22 protein-coding genes are annotated in these 24,951 nt (G+C 67.7%); 11 read left to right on the top strand and 11 right to left on the bottom strand.

The window, feature by feature from the left end; all coding sequences use genetic code 11:
- Nucleotides 1-3: 3 nt before the first annotated feature.
- Nucleotides 4-972, bottom strand: a complete 969-nt coding sequence (locus ACWGST_RS03850; protein WP_452045324.1) for a GlxA family transcriptional regulator — start codon at nt 970-972, stop codon at nt 4-6.
- 85 nt (nt 973-1,057) lie between these two features.
- On the opposite strand from ACWGST_RS03850, the gene ACWGST_RS03845 reads away from it, so the two are divergent.
- Nucleotides 1,058-1,195, top strand: coding sequence for a hypothetical protein (locus tag ACWGST_RS03845; protein ID WP_452045323.1), 138 nt, complete (start codon nt 1,058-1,060; stop codon nt 1,193-1,195).
- Between the two features lie 33 nt (nt 1,196-1,228).
- On the opposite strand, the gene manA is transcribed toward ACWGST_RS03845, so the two are convergent.
- Nucleotides 1,229-2,506 carry a mannose-6-phosphate isomerase, class I gene (gene manA, locus ACWGST_RS03840; protein ID WP_452045322.1) on the bottom strand — a complete coding sequence of 426 codons (1,278 nt, stop codon included), beginning with the start codon at nt 2,504-2,506 and terminating at the stop codon, nt 1,229-1,231.
- A 132-nt stretch (nt 2,507-2,638) separates the two neighbouring features.
- Here manA and ACWGST_RS03835 point away from each other — a divergent pair, with 132 nt between their 5' ends.
- The 6 genes from ACWGST_RS03835 to ACWGST_RS03810 all read left to right on the top strand — a co-directional run bounded on the left by ACWGST_RS03835 (nt 2,639) and on the right by ACWGST_RS03810 (nt 9,363).
- Complete coding sequence (locus tag ACWGST_RS03835; protein WP_452045321.1) at nt 2,639-4,018, top strand: O-antigen ligase family protein; 1,380 nt, start codon at nt 2,639-2,641, stop codon at nt 4,016-4,018.
- Complete coding sequence (locus ACWGST_RS03830) at nt 4,015-5,277, top strand: O-antigen ligase family protein (RefSeq protein ID WP_452045320.1); 1,263 nt, start codon at nt 4,015-4,017, stop codon at nt 5,275-5,277. The genes ACWGST_RS03835 and ACWGST_RS03830 overlap by 4 nt, the downstream gene beginning before the upstream one ends.
- Nucleotides 5,278-5,378: 101 nt before the next feature.
- Nucleotides 5,379-5,987 carry an acyltransferase gene (locus tag ACWGST_RS03825; RefSeq protein WP_452045319.1) on the top strand — a complete coding sequence of 203 codons (609 nt, stop codon included), beginning with the start codon at nt 5,379-5,381 and terminating at the stop codon, nt 5,985-5,987.
- Entirely contained in the window at nt 5,987-7,063 is a 1,077-nt protein-coding gene (locus ACWGST_RS03820) for a DegT/DnrJ/EryC1/StrS family aminotransferase (RefSeq protein ID WP_452045318.1), read from the top strand. Before ACWGST_RS03825 ends, ACWGST_RS03820 begins: the two co-directional genes overlap by 1 nt.
- Nucleotides 7,063-8,043, top strand: a complete 981-nt coding sequence (locus tag ACWGST_RS03815) for a Gfo/Idh/MocA family protein (protein ID WP_452045317.1) — start codon at nt 7,063-7,065, stop codon at nt 8,041-8,043. Before ACWGST_RS03820 ends, ACWGST_RS03815 begins: the two co-directional genes overlap by 1 nt.
- Before the next feature lie 18 nt (nt 8,044-8,061).
- Nucleotides 8,062-9,363, top strand: a complete 1,302-nt coding sequence (locus ACWGST_RS03810) for a nucleotide sugar dehydrogenase (protein ID WP_452045316.1) — start codon at nt 8,062-8,064, stop codon at nt 9,361-9,363.
- Between the two features lies 1 nt (nt 9,364).
- Here ACWGST_RS03810 and ACWGST_RS03805 read toward each other — a convergent pair whose 3' ends face one another.
- The 3 genes from ACWGST_RS03805 to ACWGST_RS03795 all read right to left on the bottom strand — a co-directional run bounded on the left by ACWGST_RS03805 (nt 9,365) and on the right by ACWGST_RS03795 (nt 14,034).
- Nucleotides 9,365-11,473: an acyltransferase family protein gene (locus ACWGST_RS03805; RefSeq protein ID WP_452045315.1), complete on the bottom strand. Its 2,109-nt coding sequence runs from the start codon at nt 11,471-11,473 to the stop codon at nt 9,365-9,367.
- A complete protein-coding gene (locus tag ACWGST_RS03800; protein ID WP_452045314.1) occupies nt 11,470-12,639 on the bottom strand; it encodes a glycosyltransferase family protein in 1,170 nt (389 codons plus the stop codon). Before ACWGST_RS03800 ends, ACWGST_RS03805 begins: the two co-directional genes overlap by 4 nt.
- A 105-nt stretch (nt 12,640-12,744) precedes the next feature.
- Nucleotides 12,745-14,034: a glycosyltransferase gene (locus tag ACWGST_RS03795; RefSeq protein ID WP_452045313.1), complete on the bottom strand. Its 1,290-nt coding sequence runs from the start codon at nt 14,032-14,034 to the stop codon at nt 12,745-12,747.
- 180 nt (nt 14,035-14,214) lie between these two features.
- Here ACWGST_RS03795 and ACWGST_RS03790 point away from each other — a divergent pair, with 180 nt between their 5' ends.
- The gene (locus ACWGST_RS03790) at nt 14,215-15,336 is read left to right on the top strand and encodes a glycosyltransferase (protein ID WP_452045312.1); all 1,122 of its coding nucleotides are present in this window, start codon (nt 14,215-14,217) and stop codon (nt 15,334-15,336) included.
- 8 nt (nt 15,337-15,344) lie between these two features.
- On the top strand, nt 15,345-16,517 hold the full coding sequence (locus tag ACWGST_RS03785; RefSeq protein ID WP_452045311.1) for a glycosyltransferase: 1,173 nt from the start codon (nt 15,345-15,347) through the stop codon (nt 16,515-16,517).
- 37 nt (nt 16,518-16,554) lie between these two features.
- On the opposite strand, the gene ACWGST_RS03780 is transcribed toward ACWGST_RS03785, so the two are convergent.
- The 4 genes from ACWGST_RS03780 to ACWGST_RS03765 all read right to left on the bottom strand — a co-directional run bounded on the left by ACWGST_RS03780 (nt 16,555) and on the right by ACWGST_RS03765 (nt 21,793).
- Nucleotides 16,555-17,295, bottom strand: coding sequence for a hypothetical protein (locus ACWGST_RS03780; RefSeq protein ID WP_452045310.1), 741 nt, complete (start codon nt 17,293-17,295; stop codon nt 16,555-16,557).
- A 469-nt stretch (nt 17,296-17,764) separates the two neighbouring features.
- A complete protein-coding gene (gene asnB, locus ACWGST_RS03775) occupies nt 17,765-19,663 on the bottom strand; it encodes an asparagine synthase (glutamine-hydrolyzing) (RefSeq protein WP_452045309.1) in 1,899 nt (632 codons plus the stop codon).
- A 49-nt stretch (nt 19,664-19,712) separates the two neighbouring features.
- Entirely contained in the window at nt 19,713-20,831 is a 1,119-nt protein-coding gene (locus ACWGST_RS03770; RefSeq protein ID WP_452045308.1) for a DegT/DnrJ/EryC1/StrS family aminotransferase, read from the bottom strand.
- The gene (locus ACWGST_RS03765; protein ID WP_452045307.1) at nt 20,828-21,793 is read right to left on the bottom strand and encodes a dTDP-glucose 4,6-dehydratase; all 966 of its coding nucleotides are present in this window, start codon (nt 21,791-21,793) and stop codon (nt 20,828-20,830) included. Before ACWGST_RS03765 ends, ACWGST_RS03770 begins: the two co-directional genes overlap by 4 nt.
- Nucleotides 21,794-21,894: 101 nt before the next feature.
- Between ACWGST_RS03765 and ACWGST_RS03760 the strand changes: the two genes are divergently transcribed.
- Both ACWGST_RS03760 and ACWGST_RS03755 read left to right on the top strand, forming a co-directional pair.
- Nucleotides 21,895-22,332: an acyltransferase gene (locus ACWGST_RS03760; protein ID WP_452045306.1), complete on the top strand. Its 438-nt coding sequence runs from the start codon at nt 21,895-21,897 to the stop codon at nt 22,330-22,332.
- A complete protein-coding gene (locus ACWGST_RS03755; protein WP_452045305.1) occupies nt 22,329-23,381 on the top strand; it encodes a hypothetical protein in 1,053 nt (350 codons plus the stop codon). The genes ACWGST_RS03760 and ACWGST_RS03755 overlap by 4 nt, the downstream gene beginning before the upstream one ends.
- Before the next feature lie 2 nt (nt 23,382-23,383).
- On the opposite strand, the gene ACWGST_RS03750 is transcribed toward ACWGST_RS03755, so the two are convergent.
- On the bottom strand, nt 23,384-23,779 hold the full coding sequence (locus tag ACWGST_RS03750) for a sugar 3,4-ketoisomerase (RefSeq protein ID WP_452045304.1): 396 nt from the start codon (nt 23,777-23,779) through the stop codon (nt 23,384-23,386).
- 20 nt (nt 23,780-23,799) lie between these two features.
- Nucleotides 23,800-24,891 carry a DegT/DnrJ/EryC1/StrS family aminotransferase gene (locus ACWGST_RS03745; RefSeq protein WP_452045303.1) on the bottom strand — a complete coding sequence of 364 codons (1,092 nt, stop codon included), beginning with the start codon at nt 24,889-24,891 and terminating at the stop codon, nt 23,800-23,802.
- Nucleotides 24,892-24,951 lie beyond the last annotated feature (60 nt).

The raw sequence follows: 24,951 nt of genomic DNA, 5'->3' as shown, positions 1-24,951 counted from the left end.
CGCTCAGCCGGCGGCGCGCAGCCCGAAGAGGCGGCGGTACGCCGTCGGCGTCGTCTGCAGCACCTTGACGAAGTGGTGGCGCATGACGGCGGCAGCGCCGAAGCCCGTGTCGCGCGCGATCTCTTCGAGGGTGAACGAGGTCTCTTCGAGCAATTGCTGGGCGCGCAGCAGCCGCTGGCGGTTGAGCCACGCGTTCGGGGTCGTGCCGGTCTCGGCGCGGAATCGGCGTGCGAAGGTGCGCGGCGACATGAGCGCTTTGCGGGCGAGCAGATCGACGGTGAGGTCTTCGTCGAGGTGCTCGACCATCCACTCGGTGATCTTCGCGAAGGAGTCGCTGCGGCACTCGGCGATCGGCGTCTGGATGAACTGCGACTGACCGCCGTCGCGCTGGGGCGGCACGACCATGCGGCGCGCGATCATGTTCGCGGCGCTCGCGCCGAGTTCGGTTCGCACGATGTGCAGGGCCGCGTCGATGCCGGCGGCGGTGCCGGCGCCCGTGACGACCTTGCCGTCTTGCACGAAGAGCACGTCGGCGTCGACGTCGGCGCGAGGGAACATCTCGGCGAGCCGCTCGGTGTACATCCAGTGCGTCGTGGCACGGCGGCCGTCGAGCACGCCCGCGCGGCCGAGCGTGAAGGCGCCGGAGCACACCGAGAGCACCCAGGCGCCGCGCGCGACCGCCTCGCGCAGCACGTGCGAGACGCGCTCGTCGACGGGCTCGTCGATGAGGGCGGCCGGCACGGCGACGAGGTCGGCGGTGCCGGCGAACTCGAGCCCCTCGTGCACGACGATGTCGAAGCCGAGCTTCGTGGGGATCGGCCCGGGGTCGGCGGCGACGACGTGGAAGTCGAAGTTCGGACCGCCGGTGTCGCTGCGGTCGATGCCGAACACCTCGCAGAGCACCCCGAATTCGAAGGGCGCCATCTGCGGCAGGGCGATGCAGGCGATGGTCTGGAGCACGGCGGCCTCCATTGGCGAATCGTGTTGGCAGGAATCTGTCGCTTGATGGCTACTCTGCCACTTTCGGCAGTATCTCACAAGTCATAGATTTACTGCCATGACCACGATCATCTTCCTCGTCCTCGCGGGCCTCGCCATCTGGGGCGTGCTCGCCACCGTGCTCCGCCTCGACACCGACGGATACGGTCGACCCGAGATCCGCGACCGCAACCGTCACGCCGAGCGACTCGGGTAGGGCCTCCTCGACGAACTCGGAGACCGGTGCGTCTCAGAGACCGGGCGCGCGGCCCGTCGTCGCGATCCAGGCGATGCCTGGCCCGGTGATCGTCAGCTCGCCCTCGTCGGGCGTCGCATAGACCGAATCGCCGCGATCGAGCGAGATGGATGCCCCGGTGCCGCCGCCGATCGTGACGGCGCCGTCTGCACCGCCGCCCTCGATGAGCACGATCGCCGGCCCGTCGAGCGCGACCCGCGCAACGCTCGCACCAGCGTCGACCCGGTACAGCTCGAAATCGGCCACGTCGGGTCGGAACACCATGACCCCGGCCGACATGTCGATCGGCTTCAGGTACGGCGCCGGCATCGGCGTGAAGTCGAGCACGTCGATGAGCTCGGTGACGTCGATGTGCTTCGGCGTCAGCCCGCCGCGCAGCACGTTGTCGCTCGCCGCCATGAGCTCGATGCCGAGCCCGTCGAGGTACGCGTGGATGTTGCCGGCTGCGAGGTACAGGGCCTCGCCGCGCACGAGGCGCACGCGGTTCAGCAGCAGCGAGATCACGACGCCGGGGTCGCCGGGGTACGCCTCGGCGAGCGTGCCGACCGTCTCGAACGACAGCGCGTAGGGCGAGGCGAGCGCCGTGTCGGACGCCGCGAGCGCCGTGACCCGGCCGATCACCCACGACGCCTCCCCGGTGTCGCCGCCGCGCCCGTCGCGCAGCAGCCATTCGACGGTGTCGCGAAGCCCGTGCTCGCCCGTCAGCTTCGCCTCGAGCAGGTCGAGTGCGCCGGGCTCGGGCTCGAGTGCCGCGGCATCCGCTGCCCGAAGCACCTCGAGCACGCCCTGCACCTCGCCTGATGGACGGAAGCCCGAGAGCGCGTCGAACGTGTCGCTCAGCGCGACGATGAGCTCGGGCTTGTGAAACTCGTCTTTGTAGTTGCGGTCGTACGCCGTCAGCGGCACGCCGTCGGCCTCTTCGCGTGCGAAGCCGGCCCGCGCCTGCTCGGGAGTCGGGTGCGCCTGCAGCGACAGCGGGCTGCCCGCCGCCAACAGCTTCAGCAGGAAGGGCAGCCGGGCGCCCTGCGCGGCGAGCGCGGGGCCGAGCGCCTGCTGCGGAGCTGCGGCGATCCAGGCGGCGAGGTCGCCGAACGGAATGGGCGCTGCACCAGTGGATGCCGTGTCGAGCACCTTCGCCGGAGAACCCGGGTGCGCCCCGAGCCAGAGTTCGGCCTCTGGCCCGCCCGACGGCGCCGAACCGAGGAACTCCGCGATCGCCGTGGTGGAGCCCCACGCGTAGTCGCGCGGGGTGTTGCCGATCGCCGTGAACATGCTCGGGGGTTCCTCTCGGTGGGGGTGCTTCAACGGTATCGCTCCCCGCCGCTCCCTGAGCCTGTCGAAGGGAGCACTGCGCTTCGACAGGCTCAGCGAGCAACCGAACAATGCCGCGATAGCCTGTACCCCATGAGCACCGATCGCCGCCGCTGGATCACGGCGTACGCGACGTTCGCGCTGTTCACGGTGCTCGCGGGCCAGTTCTGGCGCAACCTCCTCGGCTGGTGGGGCTTCGGCGTCGTGGCCGCACTCGTGCTGATCGGCGCCGTCGTCATGTTCGTGCAGGTCAAGCCGAAGTGGACCTGGCGTCGCGTGCCGAAGTCGACGATCGTCTTCGTGCTGCTCGCGACGGTGTCGATCGCGTGGTCGTTCTACCCCGCGGCATCCGCTCTCGGCGTGGCCATCACGCTCGCGACGACCATCACGGCCGTCTCGCTCGTGCTGTGCCTGAGCTGGACGCAGTTCGTCCGCTGCCTCGGCGGCGCGCTCAAGTGGGTGCTCGCGCTCTCGATCGCGTTCGAGCTGTGGGTCGCGATCTTCGTCGGCGGCCCGGTGCTGCCGAACTTCCCCGACTTCGAGGTGACCGGCGAGAAGCTGCCGATGGCGTTCTACTGGTCGCGCGGGCTGCTCTTCGACGGCGGCCCGATCGAGGGCATCGTCGCGAGCCGCAACATCCTCGGCATGATCGCGCTGCTCGCCCTCATCGTGTTCGGCGCGTTGCTCGCCGCGGGCAGTGTGCGTCGCGGCTCGGGCATAGCGTGGATCGTCATCGCCGGCGGCGTGCTGTTGCTCACCCGTTCGGCGACCGTCATGCTCGTCGCCATCGTCGTGGCCGTCGCGCTCGGCTTCGCGCTCTGGGCGCGCAGGGTCGGGCCCGATCGCCGCGCACGCGTGTACTGGACGGCAGTCGCAGCGGCCGCGGCATCCGTCACGCTGTTGATCGTCTTCTGGAGCCGCCTGCTCGACGTCTTCGGCAAGAGCGAAGACCTCACCGGCCGCTTCGACATCTGGAACTCGGTGATCGGCCTCGCCGCCGAACGGCCGTGGTTCGGCTGGGGCTGGGTCGGCTACTGGGTGCCATGGGTCGAACCGTTCAACGACCTCGCGGTGCGCAAGGGCGTCACCTACCTGCAGGCGCACAACGCCTGGCTCGACGTGTGGATGCAGCTCGGCGTCTTCGGCGTGATCGCCTTCGCCGCGATCGTGATCGGCGCGCTGTGGCGCTCGTGGTTCCTCGCCGTCGACCGACCGATGGATGCCGCGGGGCGCGCGCTCCCTCATTCGGCCGCCGCCCTCGTGCCCCTGCTGCTGCTCGTCGCGCTGATCGGGCAGAGCCTCGCCGAGAGCCGCATCCTGGTCGAGAGCGGCTGGGTGCTGCTCATCGCGGTCGCCTGGTCGACCAAGCGGCGGCAGTGGGAGCACGAGCCGCTGCCGGCCTCGCTCCCTGAGCCTGTCGAAGGGCGCTTCGACAAGCTCAGCGACCGTCGCCCCCCCGAGGCCGCTCGATGAGCTTGAGCGCTGCGCTGCGCGCGTTCGCAGGTTCGGCACGCTTCGCCCAGGCGTTGACGCTGCTCGCCGTCGGCCTGGCGTTCTCGACACAGGCGGTGCGCAGCATCATCGGCACGCCCGGTCTGCTCGCCGCCCTCGCCGGGCTCGTCGTGCTCTGCGCCGCGTCGCTCGTCGCCCGCTGGCGGGCGGTCGAGTGGTACGGGATCCTGCCGCTGACGATTCTCGTGTTCATCGGCTGGTGCGCGGCCTCGGTGCTCTGGAGCAACCTGCCCGCGTTCGTCTCGCTCGCCCGACTCGGCTATCTCGTCGCCTTCGCGTTCATCGGCATCTACATCGCGCTCATGCGCGACACGATCCAGATCGTGCGCGCCTTCGGCGATGTCATGCGCGGCCTGCTCGGCGTCTCGATCGCGCTCGAGGTGGCCTCGGGCATCATCCTCGACGTGCCGATCAGGGTGCTCGGCATTCAAGGCGACATCGCCGCGCTCGGGCCGATCCAGGGCATCTTCGGCTCGCGCAACATGCTCGGCTTCGTCGCCCTCATCGCGCTGCTCACCTTCCTCGTCGAATGGCGCATGAAGATCGTGCGTCGTACCCGCGCCATCCTGTCGCTGACCCTCGCCGGGCTCTGCCTCGTCTTGTCGGGCTCGCCGACGACCTGGTTCGCCCTCGGCGCCGCGCTCGTGGCGCTGCTGGCGCTGTACGGACTGAGGCGGGCCTCTGCGCCCACGCGGTGGCGCTGGCAGATCGCGCTTCTCGTCACGGGGCTGCTGGCCGTCATCGCCGGGTGGATCCTGCGCATCCGCATCATCGAGCTGCTCGACGCCCGCAGCGAGTTCGACGTGCGCCTCGACGTCTGGCGCGAGCTCTCGCGCTACCTGAACCTGAACCCCCTGCAGGGCTGGGGCTGGGTCGGCCCGTGGCCGGATGCCCCGCCGTACACCTGGATCGAGCTCGCCACGGGCCGCCCGCACGGCTCGGCCCTGAATGCGTACGTCGACGTGTACTTCCAGGTCGGCGTGATCGGCGCGCTGCTCTTCATCGCGCTGCTCGGCGTCGCCCTCGTGCGCGCCTGGCTGCTCGCCTCGACGCGGCGAAGCGTGGTCTACGTGTGGCCGGCGCTCATGCTCGTGACGATCGCCGTGACGTCGTTCGCAGAGAGTTTCGCGCTCGTAGAGGGCGGGTGGATGCTGCTCGTCGTGTGCGCGGTGAAGGCAGCCCGGGACATGAGTTGGCGGGATGCGCTGGCGAGGAACTGAGCAAGGTGTGGCTGTTGGAGGCCGCCGTTCCGGTCAAACCCCGCGGAGTTGCCGCCTAGGATTGATTCGTTCACAGGGCAGCACACCCCGCCGGAGAGTCGATGACCACACCATCCCGAAATATCCATGACACCGCCGATGTCGCAAGCTCGGCGCACGTCGCCGACGACGCACGCGTCTGGCACTACGCACAGGTCCGGGAGGACGCATCGATCGCGGCCGGATGCATCGTAGGTCGCGGCGCGTACATCGGCACCGGCGTCCGACTCGGACGGAACTGCAAGATTCAGAACTACGCCCTGATCTATGAGCCCGCCGTTCTTCACGAGGGCGTCTTCGTCGGCCCCGGTGTCGTCTTCACCAATGACCAATTCCCGCGCGCCATCAATCCCGACGGCTCCTTGAAGTCGGGCAGCGACTGGGAAGCGGTCGGGGTCGAGGTGCGTCGCGGCGCCGCCATCGGCGCGCAGAGCGTGTGCATCGCGCCGGTCGTCATCGGGGAATGGTCGCTCGTGGGCTCCGGCTCCGTCGTCTCGAAAGACGTTCCGGCACATGCCCTGGTGGTCGGCAACCCTGCGCGCCGAATCGGATGGGTCGGCAAGACCGGCCACCGACTCATCGAGCATGAAGCAGGCTTCTGGCGGTGCCCAGACACCGGCGATGAATTCCAACAGACGAGCGAAAACGAACTCCGTGAGGTGACACGATAATGATCCCAGCAGCTCAGCCGATCATCGGCGACGAGGAACGCGAAGCAGTCGACCGGGTGATGCGGAGCGGAATGCTCGCGCAGGGTCCCGAGGTCGCCGCGTTCGAGTCGGAGTTCTCGGCTTTCGTCGACGGACGTCACAGCATCGCCGTCAATTCCGGCACCTCCGCTCTGCACATGGCTTTCATCGCGGCGGGCATCCAGCCGGGCGATGAGGTCATCGTCCCGTCCTTCAGCTTCGCTGCCACCGCGAACGCGGTGCGACTCGCCGGCGGCGTGCCCGTCTTCGCCGACATCGAGCCCGACCACTTCTGCCTCGACGTCGCCGCTGCAGAAGCGCTCATCACCCCTCGCACCCGTGCGATCATGCCCGTGCACCTCTACGGGCACCCCGCCGATATGGTCGGCTTCACGAAGCTCGCGGAGCAGCACGATCTGCTGTTGTTCGAAGACGCAGCGCAGGCGCACATGGCCACGGTCGACGGTGTCCCCGTCGGCGCTTGGAGCATCGCCGCTTCGTTCTCGTTCTACCCCACCAAGAACATGACGAGCGGCGAAGGCGGCATGATCACGACGGGCTCCGAAGACGTCGCACGCATGTCGCGACTCCTGCGCAACCAGGGCATGGAGAAGCGGTACGAGAACGAGGTCGTCGGGTTCAACACTCGAATGACGGACATCCACGCGGCGATCGGACGTGTGCAGCTCCGCAAGCTCGCGGGGTGGACCGAGCAGCGCCAGCGCAATGCCGAGTTCCTGAGCGCCAACCTGGAAGGCGTCGTGGCGCCGCCCGTCGCGGATGGACGTACCCACGTGTTCCACCAGTACACGATCCGCGTGCAGGGCGCCGACCGCGACGCGTTCGCGGCCGAACTCCTGTCACGCGGCATCGGCAATGGCGTCTACTACCCGACGCCGATCCACCGCCTCCCCTCCTTCGCCGAGACTCTCGATCTGCCCGTCACCGAGCACGCCGCAGCAGAGTGCCTCTCACTGCCGGTGCACCCGGCGCTGAGCCAGGACGACCTCGAGAACATCGTTACCGTCGTGAACGACGTCGCGAAGGCTGGCGCCTGATGCTTCGCGCAGGAGTCCTCGGCCTGGGTGTGATGGGCCGCCACCACAGTCGGGTGCTCTCGACCCTCGACGGCGTCGAATTCGCCGGCGTGTACGACCCGGGGCCCGCGGTCCCGCCGATCATCGAAGGCCGCGACGTACTCAAAGACCTCGACCGATTCCTGGACCTCGGTCTCGACTACTGCGTCGTCGCCGCACCGACGATCTACCATCTCGACCTCGGGCGCAGCCTCGCCGAACGCGGCATCCACGCACTCATCGAGAAGCCGGTCGCCTCCGACCTGGAGTCCGCGCTCGAGCTGCAGCGGCTGTTCGCCGATGCCGGGCTCGTCGGCGGCGTCGGACACATCGAGCGCTTCAATCCTGCGCTGCAGTCGATGCGACGGCGACTCGAAGAAGGCCTGCTCGGCGAGATCTACCAGATCGCCACTCGCCGTCAGGGCCCGTTCCCTGGCCGCATCGCCGATGTCGGCGTGGTCAAGGACCTCGCGACCCACGACATCGACCTCACCGCGTGGGTGAGCCAACAGAAGTATGTGACGGTGAACGCCCGAACCGCCCACCGCAGCGGCCGCAGCCACGAAGACCTGGTGATCGCCGTCGCGACGCTCAGCTCGGGCACGATCGCCACGCACACGGTGAATTGGCTGAGCCCCTTCAAGGAGCGCACCACAGTCGTCACCGGTGAGAATGGTGCGCTCGTCGCCGATACGCTCACTGCGGATCTCACCTATTTCGAGAACGGCAGCAGCGTCCACTCGTGGGACGGCGTCTCGTCGTTCCGCGGCGTCTCGGAGGGCGACGTCATCCGGTTCGCCCTCGACAAGCGCGAACCCCTGCGCACGGAGCATGAGGCGTTCCGCGACGCAGTGCTCACGGGCGACACCTCGGGGATCGTCACGTTGGCCGCGGGTGCCGATGTCGTCGCGATCGCAGAACAGCTCGTTGCAGACGGCCAAGACCACAAACTCTCGGTCTGAGAAGGAAGCGCCAACAACATGAACATCACCGTCGTCGGAATGGGCAAGATCGGCCTGCCGCTCGCCGTCCAGTTCGCTTCGAAGGGTCACACCGTGTTCGGCGCGGATGTGAACCCGCGTACCGTCGCACTCATCAACGACGGAGTCGAACCGTTCCCGGGCGAGTCCGACCTCGACGTCAAGCTCGCCGATGTCGTGTCGCGCGGGCTCCTGCGTGCCACGGTGAACACGACCGAGGCCGTCGCGCAGAGCCAGGCCGTCGTGGTCGTCGTCCCGCTGTTCGTCGACCAGGAAGGCGTTCCCGACTTCGGCTGGATGGACTCCGCCACCGAAGACATCGGTCGGGGCCTCACTGCGGGAACGCTCGTCTCGTACGAGACCACGCTGCCGGTCGGCACCACTCGGGACCGGTTCGCCCCCGCGCTCGAACAGCTCTCGGGCCTGAGTGTCGCAGCGGACTTCGACGTCGTCTTCAGCCCTGAGCGCGTGCTCACCGGTCGCGTGTTCGAAGACCTCCGAAAGTACCCCAAGCTCGTCGGCGGCGTGAACGACGCTTCGACCGAAGCCGGCATCGCGTTCTACGAGCAGGTGCTCGACTTCGACGAGCGCCCCGATCTCGCCCGGCCGAACGGCGTCTGGAACCTCGGCACGGCCGAGGCCAGCGAACTCGCGAAGCTCGCGGAGACCACCTATCGCGATGTGAACATCGGACTCGCGAACCAGTTCGCACGGTTCGCGGATGGTGCCGGCATCGACGTGTTCGCCGTCATCGAGGCGTGCAACAGCCAGTTCTTCAGCCACATCCACCAGCCCGGCATCGCCGTCGGCGGCCACTGCATCCCGATCTATCCGCAGATGTACCTGTGGAACGACCCTGCTGCGACGATCGTGCGAGCGGCTCGCGCCGCGAACCGGGCGATGCCGAACTACGCGGTCGACCTCCTCGCGGAGAAGCACGGCGATCTCGCCGGGCAGCGGGTCGCTGTGCTCGGCGCCGCCTACCGCGGCGGCGTCAAGGAGACGGCGTTCTCCGGCGTGTTCGATGTCGTTTCGGCGCTCATCGCGGCAGGCGCGCATCCGGTCGTCAACGACCCGATGTACACGAAGTCCGAGATCGAAGCGCTCGGATTCGTCGACTACGAGTTCGGCGAGCCCATCGACGCTGCGATCGTGCAGGCCAACCACGAGGAGTACCGGCGCATCGGCGCCGAGAACCTGCCCGGCGTCCGCACCATCGTCGACGGTCGCGGCATCACGAGTGAAGAGCTTCGAGCGAGCGTCCCGACGTTCGTGCTGGGCGCCGTCGCCCGCAGCGCCTGATCTACTCTCCTGCGGCCGCAGCGCTGTCGGCGTCGCCGAGCGCTGCGGCCGTCGGCGTTCCGGCGAGCGCCGCGTCGATCCCACGCAGCAGGAACGGTGCCGTGGTGCGCGAGTACGTCTCCGTCAGGTGGTAGGGATCCGTGTACATCGCGACGCCACCAACGACCGCCGGGCAGACATCCGGTCGGCAGAGGTGGTCCACCATGTCGATGACGGACGCACCGCCGAGACCCTCTGCAGCGGTGACCTGCAGATCCTCCCGGGTGAAGGCAATCGATCTCGGCACCGCGCATTCGTCGAATCCGTCCTCTGACGTCGCCACGCACACCGTCGTCGTCTGCAGCATGTGCGGCGTGTCCGCGATCGCAGCCACCACGGATCCGCGCTCGATCAACGGGGCCCAGACGTCGCGGAAGCCCTCGAGGGCCTGGGTGCGAGTGAGCGTGCCGGCATCGACTTCGAGGCCGAGGTTCTCTGCGAAGAACGACGTGAGCACGAGCGCGTACGGCGCCTCCTCCTCGAGCCGTTGCTGGAGTGCACCAGACCAGTCCGCGCACGCGTCGTACGCCGGGCCCCGGTCGGCCGATGTGAACGCGCAGTTCGTCTTCAGGTAGAGGTCGAGCCGCCAGCCCTGTTCCTCGGCGATCTCCGCGAGGGCGGGCTGCCACTGCGCGGCATGCGAGTCTCCGATGAGCGCGACGCGCTTCGACGACTCGGGATCCCCGAAGGTGCACGGGCGCAGGTCGCTCCCGGACGCGAAGCACGGCGGATCGGTGAAGTAGATGCCGGGGCTGTCCTGCGGCGCGGCGGCCGGGTCGGGGCTGATCACGTCGAACGTCGCATCGGAACACGACGGATCGTCGAGGCTTGCCGCGCCGAAGCAAGCCGACTGCGCGAGTCGGCTGCGTTCGACATCGTCTGCGGCGATCCTCGCCTGAAGGAATGCGAGGCCCACGAGTGCCGGCGCCACCACGATGATCATCGCCATGCCGGCTGCGCCGAAGGTCACGACCGGGCGCCTGCCGCTCAGCAGGCGGCCGGTGCGAACGGGATCCTCCACCCAGCGCTTCGTCGCCCACGCGAGCACGAGGGTCAGAACCACGAGCGGCCCCTTGACGACGATCGACAGCTGGGCTTGGCCGATGACGTACGGTGCGATGAGGATCAGGGGCCAGTGCCAGAGGTAGGCCGAGTACGAGACGTCGCCGACCCACTGGATCGGCCGGATCCCCGTCAGAGCGGTGGAGGACCACCAGACACGCGGCTCATTCGCCCAGATGACCGCGGCGGTGCCGAGCACGGGCACCAGGGCGGCCGAGCCGGGGAAGGGAGTTGCCGCAGAGAAGGTCCACGCCGAGTAGGCGATGGCGATCCACCCGAGCCATCCGATGACGGCGCGAACGGCGACCAGGCGCGCGGCGGCGACCACGGGCAGCACCGCGAGCATCGCGCCGAGCGCGAACTCCCATGCACGGGTCGGCGTCACGAAGTAGGCGGCCGCGGAGTCCGACGCGGTCATCAGGATCGACGTCGCCAGGCTCGCGACGAGCACGATGCCGATCGCGATTCCGAGTCCGCGGCGCAGCGCGCCGCTCCCGACCTTCCCGACCACGACTGCGGCGAGCAGCAGCAGCAGCGGCCAGACGAGATAGAACTGCTCTTCGACCGACAACGACCAGTAGTGCTGCACGGCCGTCGGGCTGTTGCCCGAAGCGAGGTAGTCGACGGCATCGGCTGCGAGCAGCCAGTTCTCCACATACAGCGTCGAGGCGACCACCTCGCGGAAGAACTGGGCCCAGAAGAACTGCGGCATCCAGACGAGCACCGCGATGACGGTCACCAGGATCACGAGGAGCGCGGCAGGGAGCAGCCGCCTCGCACGGCGCGCCCAGAATCGGGGGAGGTCGATGCGATCGCTGCGCTCGATCTCGCGAATGAGGTGCGCCGTGATGAGGAAGCCCGAGATCACGAAGAACACGTCGACGCCGACGTATCCGCCGTGGAGCACCTCGGGCCAGAAATGGAACAGCACGACGAGCATCACCGCGAGCGCTCGAAGGGCCTGGATGTCGCGGCGCGGCGCGGTGCTGGACACATGCCCGGCGGTCATGCCCGGCTCCCCGGCCCGATCGCCCCCAGCAGGATCTCGTCGAGCGCAGCCGCACGGTGACGATAGGTGTGCTCGCCGAGCGTGCGTCGGCGACCGGCGGCCGCCACATCGTCGAGCCGCTCGGGATCGGCGAGCAACGAAGCCGCCAGTTCGGCAGCTTCTGCTGGGGACCCGTATGCAAGCACCTCGCGGCCGACGTCGAAGAGTTCGCCGAGGTTGCTCTTGCGTTCGGTGATGAGCGCGGCTCCCGAGCCCGTGGTCTCGTACATCCGCATGTTGACCGCGTATCGTCCGGCGACGGAACCGTGCCGGTTGACGACGAGCTTGCTCTGCGCGAGGAGCGCGAACATGTCCCTCCCCCAGGCCTCGCCGACGTAGAACCGGGTCAGTCCGGCCTCGGCGAGCACCTCGGGCGATGCCGGCCCGTAGATGCGGAGCCCGGGCACCGCGGCACCGATCTCACGGAGCAGGGGCGCGGTCGCCGGTTGGAGTCGCGAGAAGCTCCCGACGAAGATCGCGTCGATCGGACGTTCGGAGGCGGGAGTTCGGTCCGCCCACCGTTCGTCGAAGCCGAGCGGGAGGAATCGCGCAGGGATCCCCCACGACTCGGCGGTCTCGACGATCGTCGGAAGTGCGGAGATGATCATGTCGTACGAGGTGAGGAACCTCCGGGGCGGAAGCGGCGACGCGATCTCACCGACCAGGAGGTTCGTGTGCCGTCGGATGGCTCGCGCGAGCCCCGGCGGCACGAGGTTGAGGTCCTGCACGAGAACGACGTCGGGCCGGGATTCGCGGATCTGATCGAGCAGCACCCCATGGAGGTGGGGGAACTTGTGCAGCAGGTTTCGTCCGAGCGGCAGCCGGGAGAGGTGCGGGCCGTAGCGCCATGCGACCGGAATCGGCGACCGTCGACCGTGCGTCCGCGCCCACAGGTCTTGAAGCGCCAGCGAGTTCGCGATCGAGATGCGCGCATCCCACCCGAGTCCGGAGAGGCCGCGCACGTATGCTCCGCCCGTTCCGAAGCCGAAATCGAGGGCCTGGCGCACAGCCTCGTCATAGTCGGTCGTGACGAGTGGACGATCGAGCCCGAGGGACTGCAGCACCGAGTAGTAGAACGTGTCGACGACGAAGATCGATCCACGTGTCGGACTATCGCGCAGTGTCACTCTCCACCCTCTCCCGTGCGCCCGGATCCGCCTGCGCCCGACTAGCGAGCTTACCTGCTGGCACGGGGGAGAAATCCGAACGCGACGACGAGGAGAACTCCGGAGTCACCCCTCGCGCAGTCCGTATGCGTCAACGGCCCCGGCCCATTCGAGACTCTCCACGCCGAACTCGTCGACGAGCGCGGCGACCATCGCCTCCACTGTCACGCGAGCGACGCCCACGCCCCATCCGTAGGTCACGGTCGACGGTTCGACGATCCATTCGGCAGGATTCTCACCCCTGATCAGCTGAAGGTACCTCGCGGCAACCTCCGCCGGATCCCATCGCTCTTCGACGAATCGGCGCGCTCGGTCGCCGATCTCGCGTGTGGCGTCGACGTCACCCACCGCCCGCTCGAGCACGTCGCACAAGGTCTCGGGCGTCGCGAGGATCGTCGGCGGCAGTTCGGCCTCGGCCCAGGCGTCCTGCCAGACCGGCCACGCGTAGCCCGAGATGATCGTCGGCGTCGCACGGCTCGCCGCCTCGGTGCCGACCACCGCCATCGGGATGTCGGACCAGAGCTGGTCGACCACGACATCTGCGTGCTCGATCGCCGTCAGGACCTCGGCGTGCGGTCGCCCCGAGACCTCGACGTAGCGCAGACCGGGGTGGCGCGCCTGCGCCGCCTCCACACATGCCCGGATCACCGCTGTTCCCTTCACTTCGGGATTGCTCGGAAGGTGCACGACCGTCAGCGTCTCCGTCGCGCGCACCTCGGGCGGGCTGGTGTGGGGGGTCGGGAGACCGAGCCGGTAGAAGTCGACGAAGGGCTCTCGGAAGAACTGCGCCGTCGTGACGAGGCCGATCGTGTGCGTCGACCAGCGTTCGATGCGCCGCACCTTCTGCGCCACCGTGCGGACCTCGTCCCGCAGCTCCCGCACCTGCGACGCGGTCAGTGGCAGCGGATGCCTCGGCGTCGACATGTACGGCGGACGGGCCTCCGATCCGTGCCCGAGCACCGTGATGACCTGCTTCCCGAACAACCTGAGGATCCGGATGTCGAGGTTGCCGGGAAGGATGCTCATCCCCCACGCGAAGATGAAGACGTCGAATCGCGGGAGAGCCCAGAGGAGCAGCAGCACGGACGACGCCACGTACCCGGCAGCGGCCAAGAGCCTTCGGGCGCCGCCGGTACGGCGATGGGTCAGAACCGCTGCGGATGCCCACCTCGCGGGCCAGGGGTTCGGAACGGCCTGCTCGTACCCGAAGGGATGCGGATGCGTCGTCACGAACCTCGCCCGAACGCCGTTCGACCGGAACCCCGCCTCGAGGTTGCCGTAGTAGCCGGAGATCTCCTGGGTGCCGAGGAACACTCTGGGCGGACGCCCGGCGCCCGTACTGCTCTTGCCGCTCACCCGGTCTACAGTACGGACTCTCGATTCCGCGTGCACCGACGACGACTAAGCTGGTTCGGCAGCCACGTTCGACCCTGGAGGAACCGTGAAGCACCTCAGCACGGAACGGATCCCGCTCGCGTGACGGGCGAGCGCACCGCCCTCGTCGCCTGTTTCTCGCCGCTCGCACAGGATCCTCGCGTGATCCGCCAGATCTCCTGGCTCATCGACGGAGGCTGGACCGTCGACGCGATCGGGCTCGGACCGTCGCCGCATCCGTCGGTCCGGCGGATGTTCGAGATGCCGCCGGCAGCACCGGGTGCGGCGTTCACGACCGCGCTCGGCTTGCTGCGCACGCCGGCGGATCGATTCAGCGCCTTCGCGCAGAAGACCGTTCCTGCCGACCTGCTCGACGTCGGCGCGCCGTACGACCTCGTGGTGGTGAACGAGATCGACCTGCTCCCCTGGTTCGTCGGCCACCGCGACCGCCTCGTCACGCCGTCGGGACGACTCCACCTCGATCTGCACGAGTTCCACGAGTGGCAGCCGCGCGGACGGGTCGAGCAGCTCGCCGCGCCGCGATTGCGTCGATACCACTCGTGGCTCCTCGATGCGATCGCCGCTCCGGCCATCGATTCGCGGTCGACCGTCGCGCCCGGAATCGCCCGCCTCTACTCGGAGCGCAACGGCGTACCGGCGCCCGTCGTCATCCGCAACAGCCCCCGGTTCGTCGCGCAGGAGCCGTCGCCCGTCGACGCCTCGAGCATCGAGCTGATCCATCACGGGTTCGCCGACCCGCGGCGAGGGCTCGAGCTCATGATCGACGCCATGCGCGAGATCGACTCGCGGTTCCGGCTCACCCTCATGCTCACCGGGTCTCCGGAGTATCGGGAGCGCCTGGCGAACCATGCCGTGCCGCTCGGCGAACGGGTGCGATTCATCGACCCGGTGCCGATCGATCAGGTGACGTCGGCGCTCAACCCGTTCGATCTCGAGATCATCCTCTTCCCGCCCACGTCGAAGAACCTCCGGTTCACGCTGCCGAACAAGCTCTTCGAGGCGGTGCAGGGGCGCCTCGGTCTCGTGATCGGCCCGAGCGTCGACATGGCGCCCGTGCTCGAGGAGTTCGGAAACGGCGTCGTCGCCGACGGCTGGACGGCGTCCGACCTCGCTGCTGCCGTCAATCGGCTCACCCCGGAGGCGATCACCGCCCTCAAGCGCGGGTCCGATGTCGCCGCGCGCGAGCTCAGCGCCGATCACGAGGGTGCGCGCTTCCTGGCGCTCATCGACCCCGACCACGACTCCGACCACTCTGGGGAATGACCGGCACGATGTATACCGAATCGAAGACCGTACTCGTCGTCTGCATGACCGATCTGCCGACCGATCCTCGCGTCGTCCGCGAGATCGACTGGCTGACCGCGGCCGGGTGGACCGTCGACAGCCTCGGCCTCGGCGACTCGCCGCGCCCGAGCGTCCGCACGCACTTCGCGATGACGGAGGTGCCGGGCTGGACGAAGCCACGACCGATCCTCGGCGTGATCCTCGCGGCCTTCCCGTGGCGGCTGCGGTTCCGCACCTTGTTCGAGTCGCGCATCCCCAAGGCTGCAACGCGGCGGGTTCGCGCCTCCGCATACGACCTGGTCCTGATGAACGACATCGATCTGCTCCCCTGGGTGGCGGCGCACGCTCCGTCGAACGGCGCCACGCGCGTTCATGCCGACCTCCACGAGTACTTCCCCGATGAGCTGCCAGAAGGGACCGCGCTCAAGCCGCTCCTGACCGGCTTCTACCGCTGGCAGCGCTCATTCATCCGGCACCGCGCGATCACGTCCCGATCCGTCGTGGCCTCCGGCATCGCCGACCGCTATCAGACCGAGTTCGGGATCGAACGACCGCACATCGTGCGCAACACTCCCCCGTTCGTCGACCAGCGACCGTCGCCCATCGACGCGGACCGCGTTCGGCTCGTGTTCCATGGGCACGCGGCATGGGGACGCGGTCTCCGCGAGATGTTCGATGCCATGGCGCTCCTCGACGATCGGTTCGACCTCACACTGATGCTCACCGGCAACGCCGAGACTCGACGGGAGGTCGCCGAGGCGATCGAGCAGCAGTCGGCCCGCATCAGCATCGTCGACCCCGTGCCGATGAGGGACGTGGCCGCGCGCATCAACGAGTTCGACCTCGAGGTCATGTTCTTCCCGCCGAGGACGGCCAACCTGCTGTACGCACTTCCGAACAAGCTCTTCGAAGCCGTGCAGGGCAGACTCGGGCTCGTGATCGGCCCGAGCCCGAGCATGGAGGCGATCATCGCCGAGTTCGGCAACGGAGTGGTGACCGAAGGGTGGACCGCCGAGGATCTCGCCGACGCACTCCGGCCGCTGACCGGTGCAGACGTGACACGCCTGAAGGAGCGCTCCGACGCGGCCGCGGACGTCCTGTCCGCGGAAGCCGAGCAAGAGGTCTTCACTTGCGCGATCGGGGAGCATCCGGCTCCGTGATCAGCTGCCCTGATCGCCGCTGACGCCACTCGTGCGACTACCGGCCCGCATCGCCGATCGAGCCGAGCACCGATTCGAGCTTGCCGCGTACACGCTCTCCGGCGACAGACGCCGACCAGCTCCGCTGCGCCCAGCGGTATCCGGCTTCGGCCTGCGCGAGCATGGAATCCGGTTCGTCGAGGACACGCTTGAGATTCGCATACACCTCATCGGCGATGGTCAGGATCCACGCCTCATTGCCACCTGCCGGGATCGCCGGCTCGATGTGCTCGTCCGCGCTGCACAGCATCACCGAGGTCGAGGCGAGTGCCTCGAGGCCGAACACTCCCGGGAGGAACGCATAGAACTGGTTGAGGACGATGTGTGCTCGAGCGAGCTGACGCTGCACCTGCGCATGGTCGACGCCGACCAGCTCCACGTACTCGAAGCTGTAGCCTTCCGCTTCGAGGCGATGGATCGCGTCTCGAACGAAATGCGTGCCCTTAATCTGCGGCGACGAGGGCGCATGCAGGATCACCGGCCGATCGAGCCGCGCGAACTTCGCCACCGAGTGCCGGAACTCGTCATCGGGATAGAGCAGCTCGATCGGTTCCACCGGCGATTCGAGGTAGCTGCGCTGGTCGAACGACGCCGAGAAGATCATGTTGGCGTGCCGATCGGCCGCCGCGGCGATGGCGCGCTTGGTCGTGTCGTACTCATCCGAGTCGAACAGCGCGTCGATCGACGCCTGATTCGTGCTGAGGTTCGGCCGGCCGAGCCTCTCTTCGAGTTCGTGCATGAGGCGGGGTGCTCGGATGTCGTCTCCGACGAAGTAGCACACGACGGCGAGTCCCTTGCTCCGGAGCCATGCGAACTCCCAGTCGCGTTGGTCCGAGTTCACGAGGTATCCGCCGGTGCCGAGGTAGATGACGCCCCGTGCGCGCGACGAGAGGATCCCGAGCATGAATGGACCCACGACGAGCCGCTTGACCAGCGCGACCGAAGCCCGGCGCGACGGCTTCAACGTGAGATCGTATGGGAGATCGTAGAACGCATGGCTCTTCAGGGAGACCGCGTACGAGTCGGGGATGGCGGTTGCGAGCTGATGCACGACCGTCGCGATCTCGTCTGGACCGATGACCCACGAGATCGGGGATCGTCGGCGACCGGTCGCCGCGCCGATCCATCGGCCGAGCGCCAGGAGCACGCGCTGCGCCCTATGGGTCAGTCCCATCGTCCTGCTTCCCTTCGTCGGATCGGCCGACGCGTCAAGCGGCGTCGATGTCGAACAGCTCGATCCATCGCCGGAGGTTCAGGATGCGCCAGCGAACGCCGGACGCCAGTTGCAAGTCGTCGTCACGGCCGTTCGCGAGCAGGTCGAGTGCCGCGTCGTCGGTTCGGAGGAAACCGATGCGCTCTCGATCCCGGCCCGCGGTCATCGTCTCTCTCGTCATCTGGTCGAGCCACGAGTCCTGAGGCGTCGCGAAGCCGATCTTGTCCCGCCGATCGAGGATCACGTCGGGCACGATGCCCCGAAGCGCCTTGCGGAGTACTGCCTTCGTCGTGCCGCGATCATCCAGCAGGTACTCCTCGGGAAGCCCGAGCGTATAGTCGACCAATGCGCGATCGAGGAACGGCACGCGGCTCTCGACGGAGAACCTCATCGAGTTCCGGTCGCCATGACGCAACAACGAACCGACTCCGCGAACCGTGAGCGCCTCGCTCAACGCCGAGCTCAGGCGACGTCCACGAACACCGGGCAGCCCGAGTCGCGGCACCTCGACGCGCACACCGTGCTCGGCGAGCCTCGCGTAGTTGATGGCCGGCGATTCCACGCTTCGAACGCGCTCGACCGTGCGGACGAGCGAGCTGGGGAGCATTCCTCGCACGGCGGTGTCGACCACGGTGCTCGAGGGCGGTCGTCCCGGCCACTCCTGCCATTCGCGCAGAAGTCGACGGGCACGACCGAATTTGCCTCGTTCGAGCAGCGTTCGGACGCGCGCCGCCGGGTAGCCATTGTACCCTGCGAACAGTTCGTCCGCCCCTTGTCCGTCGAGTGTCACCGTGACGCCGGACTCGCGCGCGAGGCGGAACACGCGGTACTGCGCGTAGATGCTCGTCGTACCGAACGGCTCACCCTGTGTACGGATCATGTCATCGAGATCACCCGCGAGGTCGTCGGCGTTCGGCGTCACCCGGAAGGACTCCGCCCCGGTCTCCTGCACCACGAGGTCGATCCACTCGTGCTCGGACTGATCGAACCCGGGCGCCACGAAACTGAAGGTGCGGAGTTCGTAGTCGGGTGCGATGTGCCGGATTCCGGCAGTGATCGCAGAGGAGTCGATGCCTCCCGACAGTGCCACGCCGACGGCGACGTCACTTCTGAGATTGCGTTCAAGGCTCGTGAGGAAGAGGTCGCGGACGCGCTCGGCGGCGTCGTCGAACGAGTCCTTGCTCCCGGGCTTCACCGAAGGCGTCCAAAACTGCACGGGCTCTCCGAGAACACCGGCGGCCAGGTCCAGCGAAACGACATGTCCGGACTTAAGCTGGCGCGCCCCTTCTACGAACGTGCGCTCACCGCCGTCGTAGGTGCCCCAGCGGATGAAGTCGAATGCCGTCTGCCAGTCGAGACGTGGCCCGCTCGGGCGGAGCAGCATCAACCCCGGGGCCTCGGACGAGAAGTAGAGGCTCTCCCCGGGCTCGTAGGCATAGTAGAGCGGCTTGACGCCGAAGGCGTCGCGAGCGAGAGTCAGGGTCGCGGTGCTGCGATCGAGCATCGCGAATGCGAACATCCCCTCGAAACGCGAAAGCGAATCGCTCCCCCACTGCTCCCACGCCTGAAGGAGTACCTCGGTATCGCCGCTCGACGCGAATCGTCGCCCGAGCGCCACGAGCTCGGCGCGCACCTCGACGAAGTTCGTGATCTCGCCGTTGTACGCGAGCACGAAGCGCTCATCGACCGAGACCATCGGCATGTGCCCCGCCTGGGACAGGTCTTGGACCGACAGCCGGGTCGACCCCAACGACACCACACCGCCGGTGCGCTCCCACACGTGTTCGCCCTGATCGTCGGGACCACGATGCCGCATCGCAGCGAGTGCCGACCGCGTGCGTTCGACCACGCCCCGCCCGGAATGCGATTCCCAGCCCCCGGCTATGCCGCACATCGTGCAGCCCAGACTCGGGAAACGCCGCCTTGCTGCCGAATCCAGAGCGTCACGCGCGAGCTCGCTCGGAAACGGTGATGGATGCGGTGAGCGCGTCGACGATCGCGACGAGATCGTCGTCGCCGAGCTGCGGGTAGAGCGGCAGCGTCAGCGCCTGATGGTGGGCGCGCGTCGCCTGCGGAAGGGCGCCATCGTCGATGCCGAATCGGCCGGCGAAGTACGGCTGCAGGTGCATGGAATACGTTCCGAGCGTCGTCTCGACCTCACGTCGTCGCATCTCGACGATCACGGCGTCCCGATCGATCTGGTCGTCGAGCAGGACGACGTAGGACTGGAAGCTGTGCACGACGTGCTCGGGAACGATCGGCACTCGAACACCGTCGACACTCCGAAGAAGCTCGCTGAGCCGAGTGGACAACGTCTGGCGGCGCTCGAAGATCTCCTCGAGCTTGGCCATCTGCGCCACTCCGATGGCAGCGTGGACGTCGCTCAGCCGATAGTTGAACCCGGCATCGATGAACTCCATGAAGAGGTCCCCGCGAACGGCCCCATGGGTGCGCAGGACCTGGATCCGCTTGGCGAGCTCGGCGTCATCGGTCGTGATCATCCCGCCCTCACCCGTGGTGATGATCTTGCGCGGGTGGAACGAGAACACTCCGGCCGTGCCGAGCGAGCCCGCCTGCCGTCCCTTGTAACTGCCGGTCAGAGCGCACGCGGCGTCTTCGATGACAGGCAGGCCGTGGCGGGCGGCGACCTCGTTGATCGCGTCCATCTCGGCGACGAGTCCGAATGCGTGCACCGGCATGATGGCCCGGGTTCGTTCGGTCACCGCGGCATCGATCAACTCGGCGTCGATGTTGAAGGTGTCGATGTCGATATCGACGAACTTCGGCGTCGCGCCGAGTTGCACGACGGCGTTCGCCGTCGCGGGGAAACTGAAGTCCGGGATGACGACCTCGTCACCGGGGCCCACACCGAGCGCGTGCAGCGCGAGATGCAGACCGGTCGTCGCGGAACTCACCGCGAAGGCGTGTTTCGCTCCGACCTGAGCAGCGACGCGTCGTTCGAACTCCGCTGCACGAGGCCCTTGCGTCAGGAATCCCGATTCGAGCACCCCGGCGACGCCTGCGAGTTCCTCGTCACCGAGCAGTGGAACATTCAACCTCATGAAAGGACCTTGCGGTACCACTCGACGGTCTCAGCAAGTTCGTCGTCGGTCAGCACCTTCGGCTGAGCTCCGAGCAGTCCGGTGAGCTTGGTCACATCTGCGAGGTGCTGTCGGACGTCACCGGGTCGTGACTCGGTGTGAATGATCGGGTAATCCGGAGTGCCGAGGATCGCGAGCAACCGCGAGACGAGCTCATTCATCGAGGTCGCACGACCGGTCGCGACGTTGAGCACCTGGCCGCGGCAGTCGGGCGAATCGTGGATCCGCACCGCCATGTCGGCGGTGTCCCTGACCCAGGTGAGGTCGCGGGTCTGCTCGCCGTCGCCGTGGATCTCGATCGGCTGGCCGTTCAGCACTCGGTTGATCACAATCGGCACGATGCCGGCATAGGATCCGGGGTTCTGACGGGGGCCGATGTTGTTGAACGGTCTCACGACCGTCGCGTCGATCCCGAAGGTCTGCACGTAGGACGAGATGATGTGGTCTTCGGCCGATTTGCTTGCCGCGTACGGGGTGATGGCGTCGTGGGGGTGGCCCTCGTCCATCGGCACGTACCGGGCGGATCCGTACGCCTCGGAGCTCGAGAAGTGCACGAGGCGCTCGATGAGCCCACGGCGAGCCAGCTCGCAGAACGTGGTCGCGATTCCGATGTTCGTCTGCACCGTCCACGCAGGGTAGGTGAGGGACGTCGGCAGAGGAACGACGGCGAGATCGAACACCGTCTCGATGTCGTGCGCGGACACCACGTCCTGCATCGCAGCCAGATCGGACGCGTCGAGCCGGATCACATCGAGGTCGGGCCGCGCTGTGCGTGCAGCCTCGAGGTTGTCCATGTGCCCGAGGAAGAAGTTGTCGACAACGACGATCTTTCGCGGTTCATCCTGGATCAATCGATCCACGACGTGGCTGCCGATGAATCCTGCACCGCCGGTCACCAGGACCGACTTGGACTTGACTGACATGCGCATTCCTCTGCGTAAAGTAATCTGGACGCGGTGAAATGCGCGCCCGAGACATCGTATCAACGTTCACGACACCGGCTTCCGAATGCCAGGATGGAACGATGACCGCTCGCGCTTTCGACCACGGCCTGCCCGAGAACCCCTACAATCCGCATGCCTGGATCGTGGGCGAGCCCGCGATCGGCGAGCGGGTCTGGATCGGGGCGTTCACCGTCATCGACGGCAGTGGCGGGCTCGAGATCGGCGACGACTGCGACATCTCGGCAGGGGTGCAGATCTACACGCATTCAACGGTCGCCCGCTGCGTCTCCGGCGGCGACAGGCCCATCGCGCGGGCCTCGACCGTCATCGGGAACAACGTCCACATCGGCGCGAACGCCGTCATCCTGATGGGTGCGGAGGTCGGCCACCACAGCGTGATCGGGGCTGGAGCCGTGGTCAAGGAGAACACGGTGATCCCGCCGTACAGCGTCGCAGTGGGCGTGCCCGCGCGGATCCTGGTCGATGCTGCGCGAGCCCTTACGAACGGCGAGCGATGAACGGCGACGCCATGAACGTCGCGCCGGCGCCACACGTGTACGCGACGTACTTCGACAGCGGATACCTCGCTCGGGGGCTCACGCTGTTCGAGAGCCTCAGAGCCTGGGGCGACGACGCCGCCGTCTGGGTGATGTGTCTCGACGAGGGGGCGAAGGCGTTCCTCGACCAGGCCGCCGACCCTCGCATCCGCACGATCTCCGTGGCCGACCTCGAAGTCGAGGAACCAGAGCTTCTCGCGGTCAAGGACTCCCGCACCCGGATGGAGTACTACTTCACCTGCACACCGCTCCTGATGCGGTATGTCATGCGGCGTCAGTCGGACCCCAGCACGATCGTCACCTACCTCGACGCCGACCTCGGCTACTTCGGAGATCCCGCCGGCGTGTTCGCCTCACTCGGCGACGGTTCGATCGGCATCATCGAGCACCGCTACCCCGATCGCCTCGCACGTCGGCTCGGCAAGTACGGGCGATTCAACGTCGGCTGGGTCGGCATCCGCGCCGATGAGGCCGGCCGAGCGTGCCTCGACTGGTGGGCTGAGAGCTGCCTCGAGTGGTGCTTCGACACCCCCGATGCCGGGCGCTACGCCGACCAGGGGTATCTCGACTGGTTCCCCGAACGGTTCAGCGGCGTCGTCATCCTTCCCGATCTCGGGTTCGACGTCGCACCATGGAACACGAGCAGGCACAAGGTCTCAGTCTCCGATGGCGGTTCGGTGGTCGTCGGAGGCACCGACCCGCTCGTCTTCTTCCATTTCCATGGCATCAAGCGGCGCGGCGGATGGCACGTCACGAGCCAGCTCGTCTACGGGAGTCCCGCAGGGCGCGCCCTCCGGGAACACGTCTATGCGCCGTACCTCGCGCGGCTCGACCGATCCACCGCGCTCGTCGAACGCAGCGGCCAGGCGCCGTCACCGAGCGTCTCCAAGCGCGGAAACGGTCTCCGCGGCGTGCTCTTCGCGGCACAGCGCGCCGTGCTCGACCGTGTGTCGATCATCACCGGCAACGCGGTCCGCGTCAGTCGGGACACCCTGCAGGCGGCCGACTGACCTCACCCGCGGGCAGCGCCCGCGAGACCGAGGAACTCGTCGTACCCGTGGATGTAGTCCGCCGCATCATAGGGGTGCGATGCGAGGACGACGAGCACCGCGTCATCCGAATAGTCGTATTGCGTGCCCCAGGTGAGCGGCGGCATGTACAGTCCGACCGACCCGCGGTCGAGGAGCAGCACTTCGCGGCGGATGCCGTCGTCGACCATGGCGCGAACGCTGCCTCTCGCGCAGACGAGGAACTGGTGGCACTCGCGGTGCGCATGGATGCCGCGGGGCTCGCCCTCGGGAACGCCTGACACGAAGAAGACCCGCTGCACCGGGAATGGGATCTGCGCGGAGTGCTCGGCGACGACCAGGACACCGCGCTCGTCGACGATCTCGGGGAGCTCGACCAACCCGGGCCAGTCGAGCCGCGTCACAGCGAGTCCAGCGCGGCCCGCACGTGTGCGACCTCTTCGTCCGAGAGTTCCGGGAACGTCGGAACGGACAGCACGTGGTCGGCTGCCCACTCGGTCACCGGCAGCGAAGGCCCCGTGTACCCGCCCGGGAAGGGCTGGTGGTGGTCGGGGATCGGGTAGTGGACGTCGGTGCCGACCCCCGCATCGGTCAGCGCGGCGCGGACTGCGGTACGGTCGGCGGCGATCATGACTCCGAGATGGGCGATGAACGACTCGGCAGCGCGGTTCACCATCGAAAAGCCGGGGTTCTCGACGGACTCGTACGCCAGGTGGATCTCGCGCCGCCGTTCGTTCATGGCGTCGAGCAGTGGCAGCTTCACGCGAAGGATCGCGGCCTGCATCTCGTCCATCCGACTGTTGCGGCCATGCGGATGCGCGATCCGGTACTTGGCAGACCAGCCGTACTGACGCATCCGACGCACTGCATCGGCGATGTCGCTCCGCGAGGTGATCACCGCACCGCCGTCGCCGAGCGCACCCAGGTTCTTCGTTGGATAGAAGCTGACAGTGGCGACATCGCCGAACGTCCCGCCCTTCCGCCCGCCGAGGGTCGCACCGAACGACTGCGCGCAGTCCTCGACCACGGCGATGCCATGGCGGCGCGCGACGGTCACGATCTCCTCGATCGGAGCGAGTGCACCGTAGAGATGCGTCACCACGACGGCCTTCGGCCGGTCGGCGAGCCCTGCCAGCGCCGCCTCGAGCGTTTCAGCGCTGATCAGCATCGTTCGCTCGTCGACGTCCGCGTACACGGGCTCGGCACCGAGCAGCCTCGCGGCGATGCTCGTGTACGCGCCGGCGTTCGCGACCGTGACCACCGAATCACCCGCAGTCACTCCGACGGCCGCGAGGGCGAGCTCAAGTGCGTCGGTGCCGTTGCCGAGGAGCACCGCGTGATCTGCACCGGCGTACGCCGCGAGTTCCGACTCGAGTGCGTCGTGCTGGGGGCCCATGACGTACCAGCCGCTCTCGACGACCGAATCGATGGCGTGACGGATCTGCGCCTGGAGTTCAGGAGACATACGAGCGAGGTCGTTGAGTGGGACCACGCGGTTCATTCGGTCACCCGGGCACGGCTCGTGACGGACGTCATCCGGCGGGTCGCTGCG

It is taken from the genome of Agromyces sp. NPDC055520, assembly GCF_053619715.1.
The sequence above is the reverse complement of the archived record's forward strand: the minus strand, read 5'-3'. Positions and strand labels throughout refer to the sequence as shown.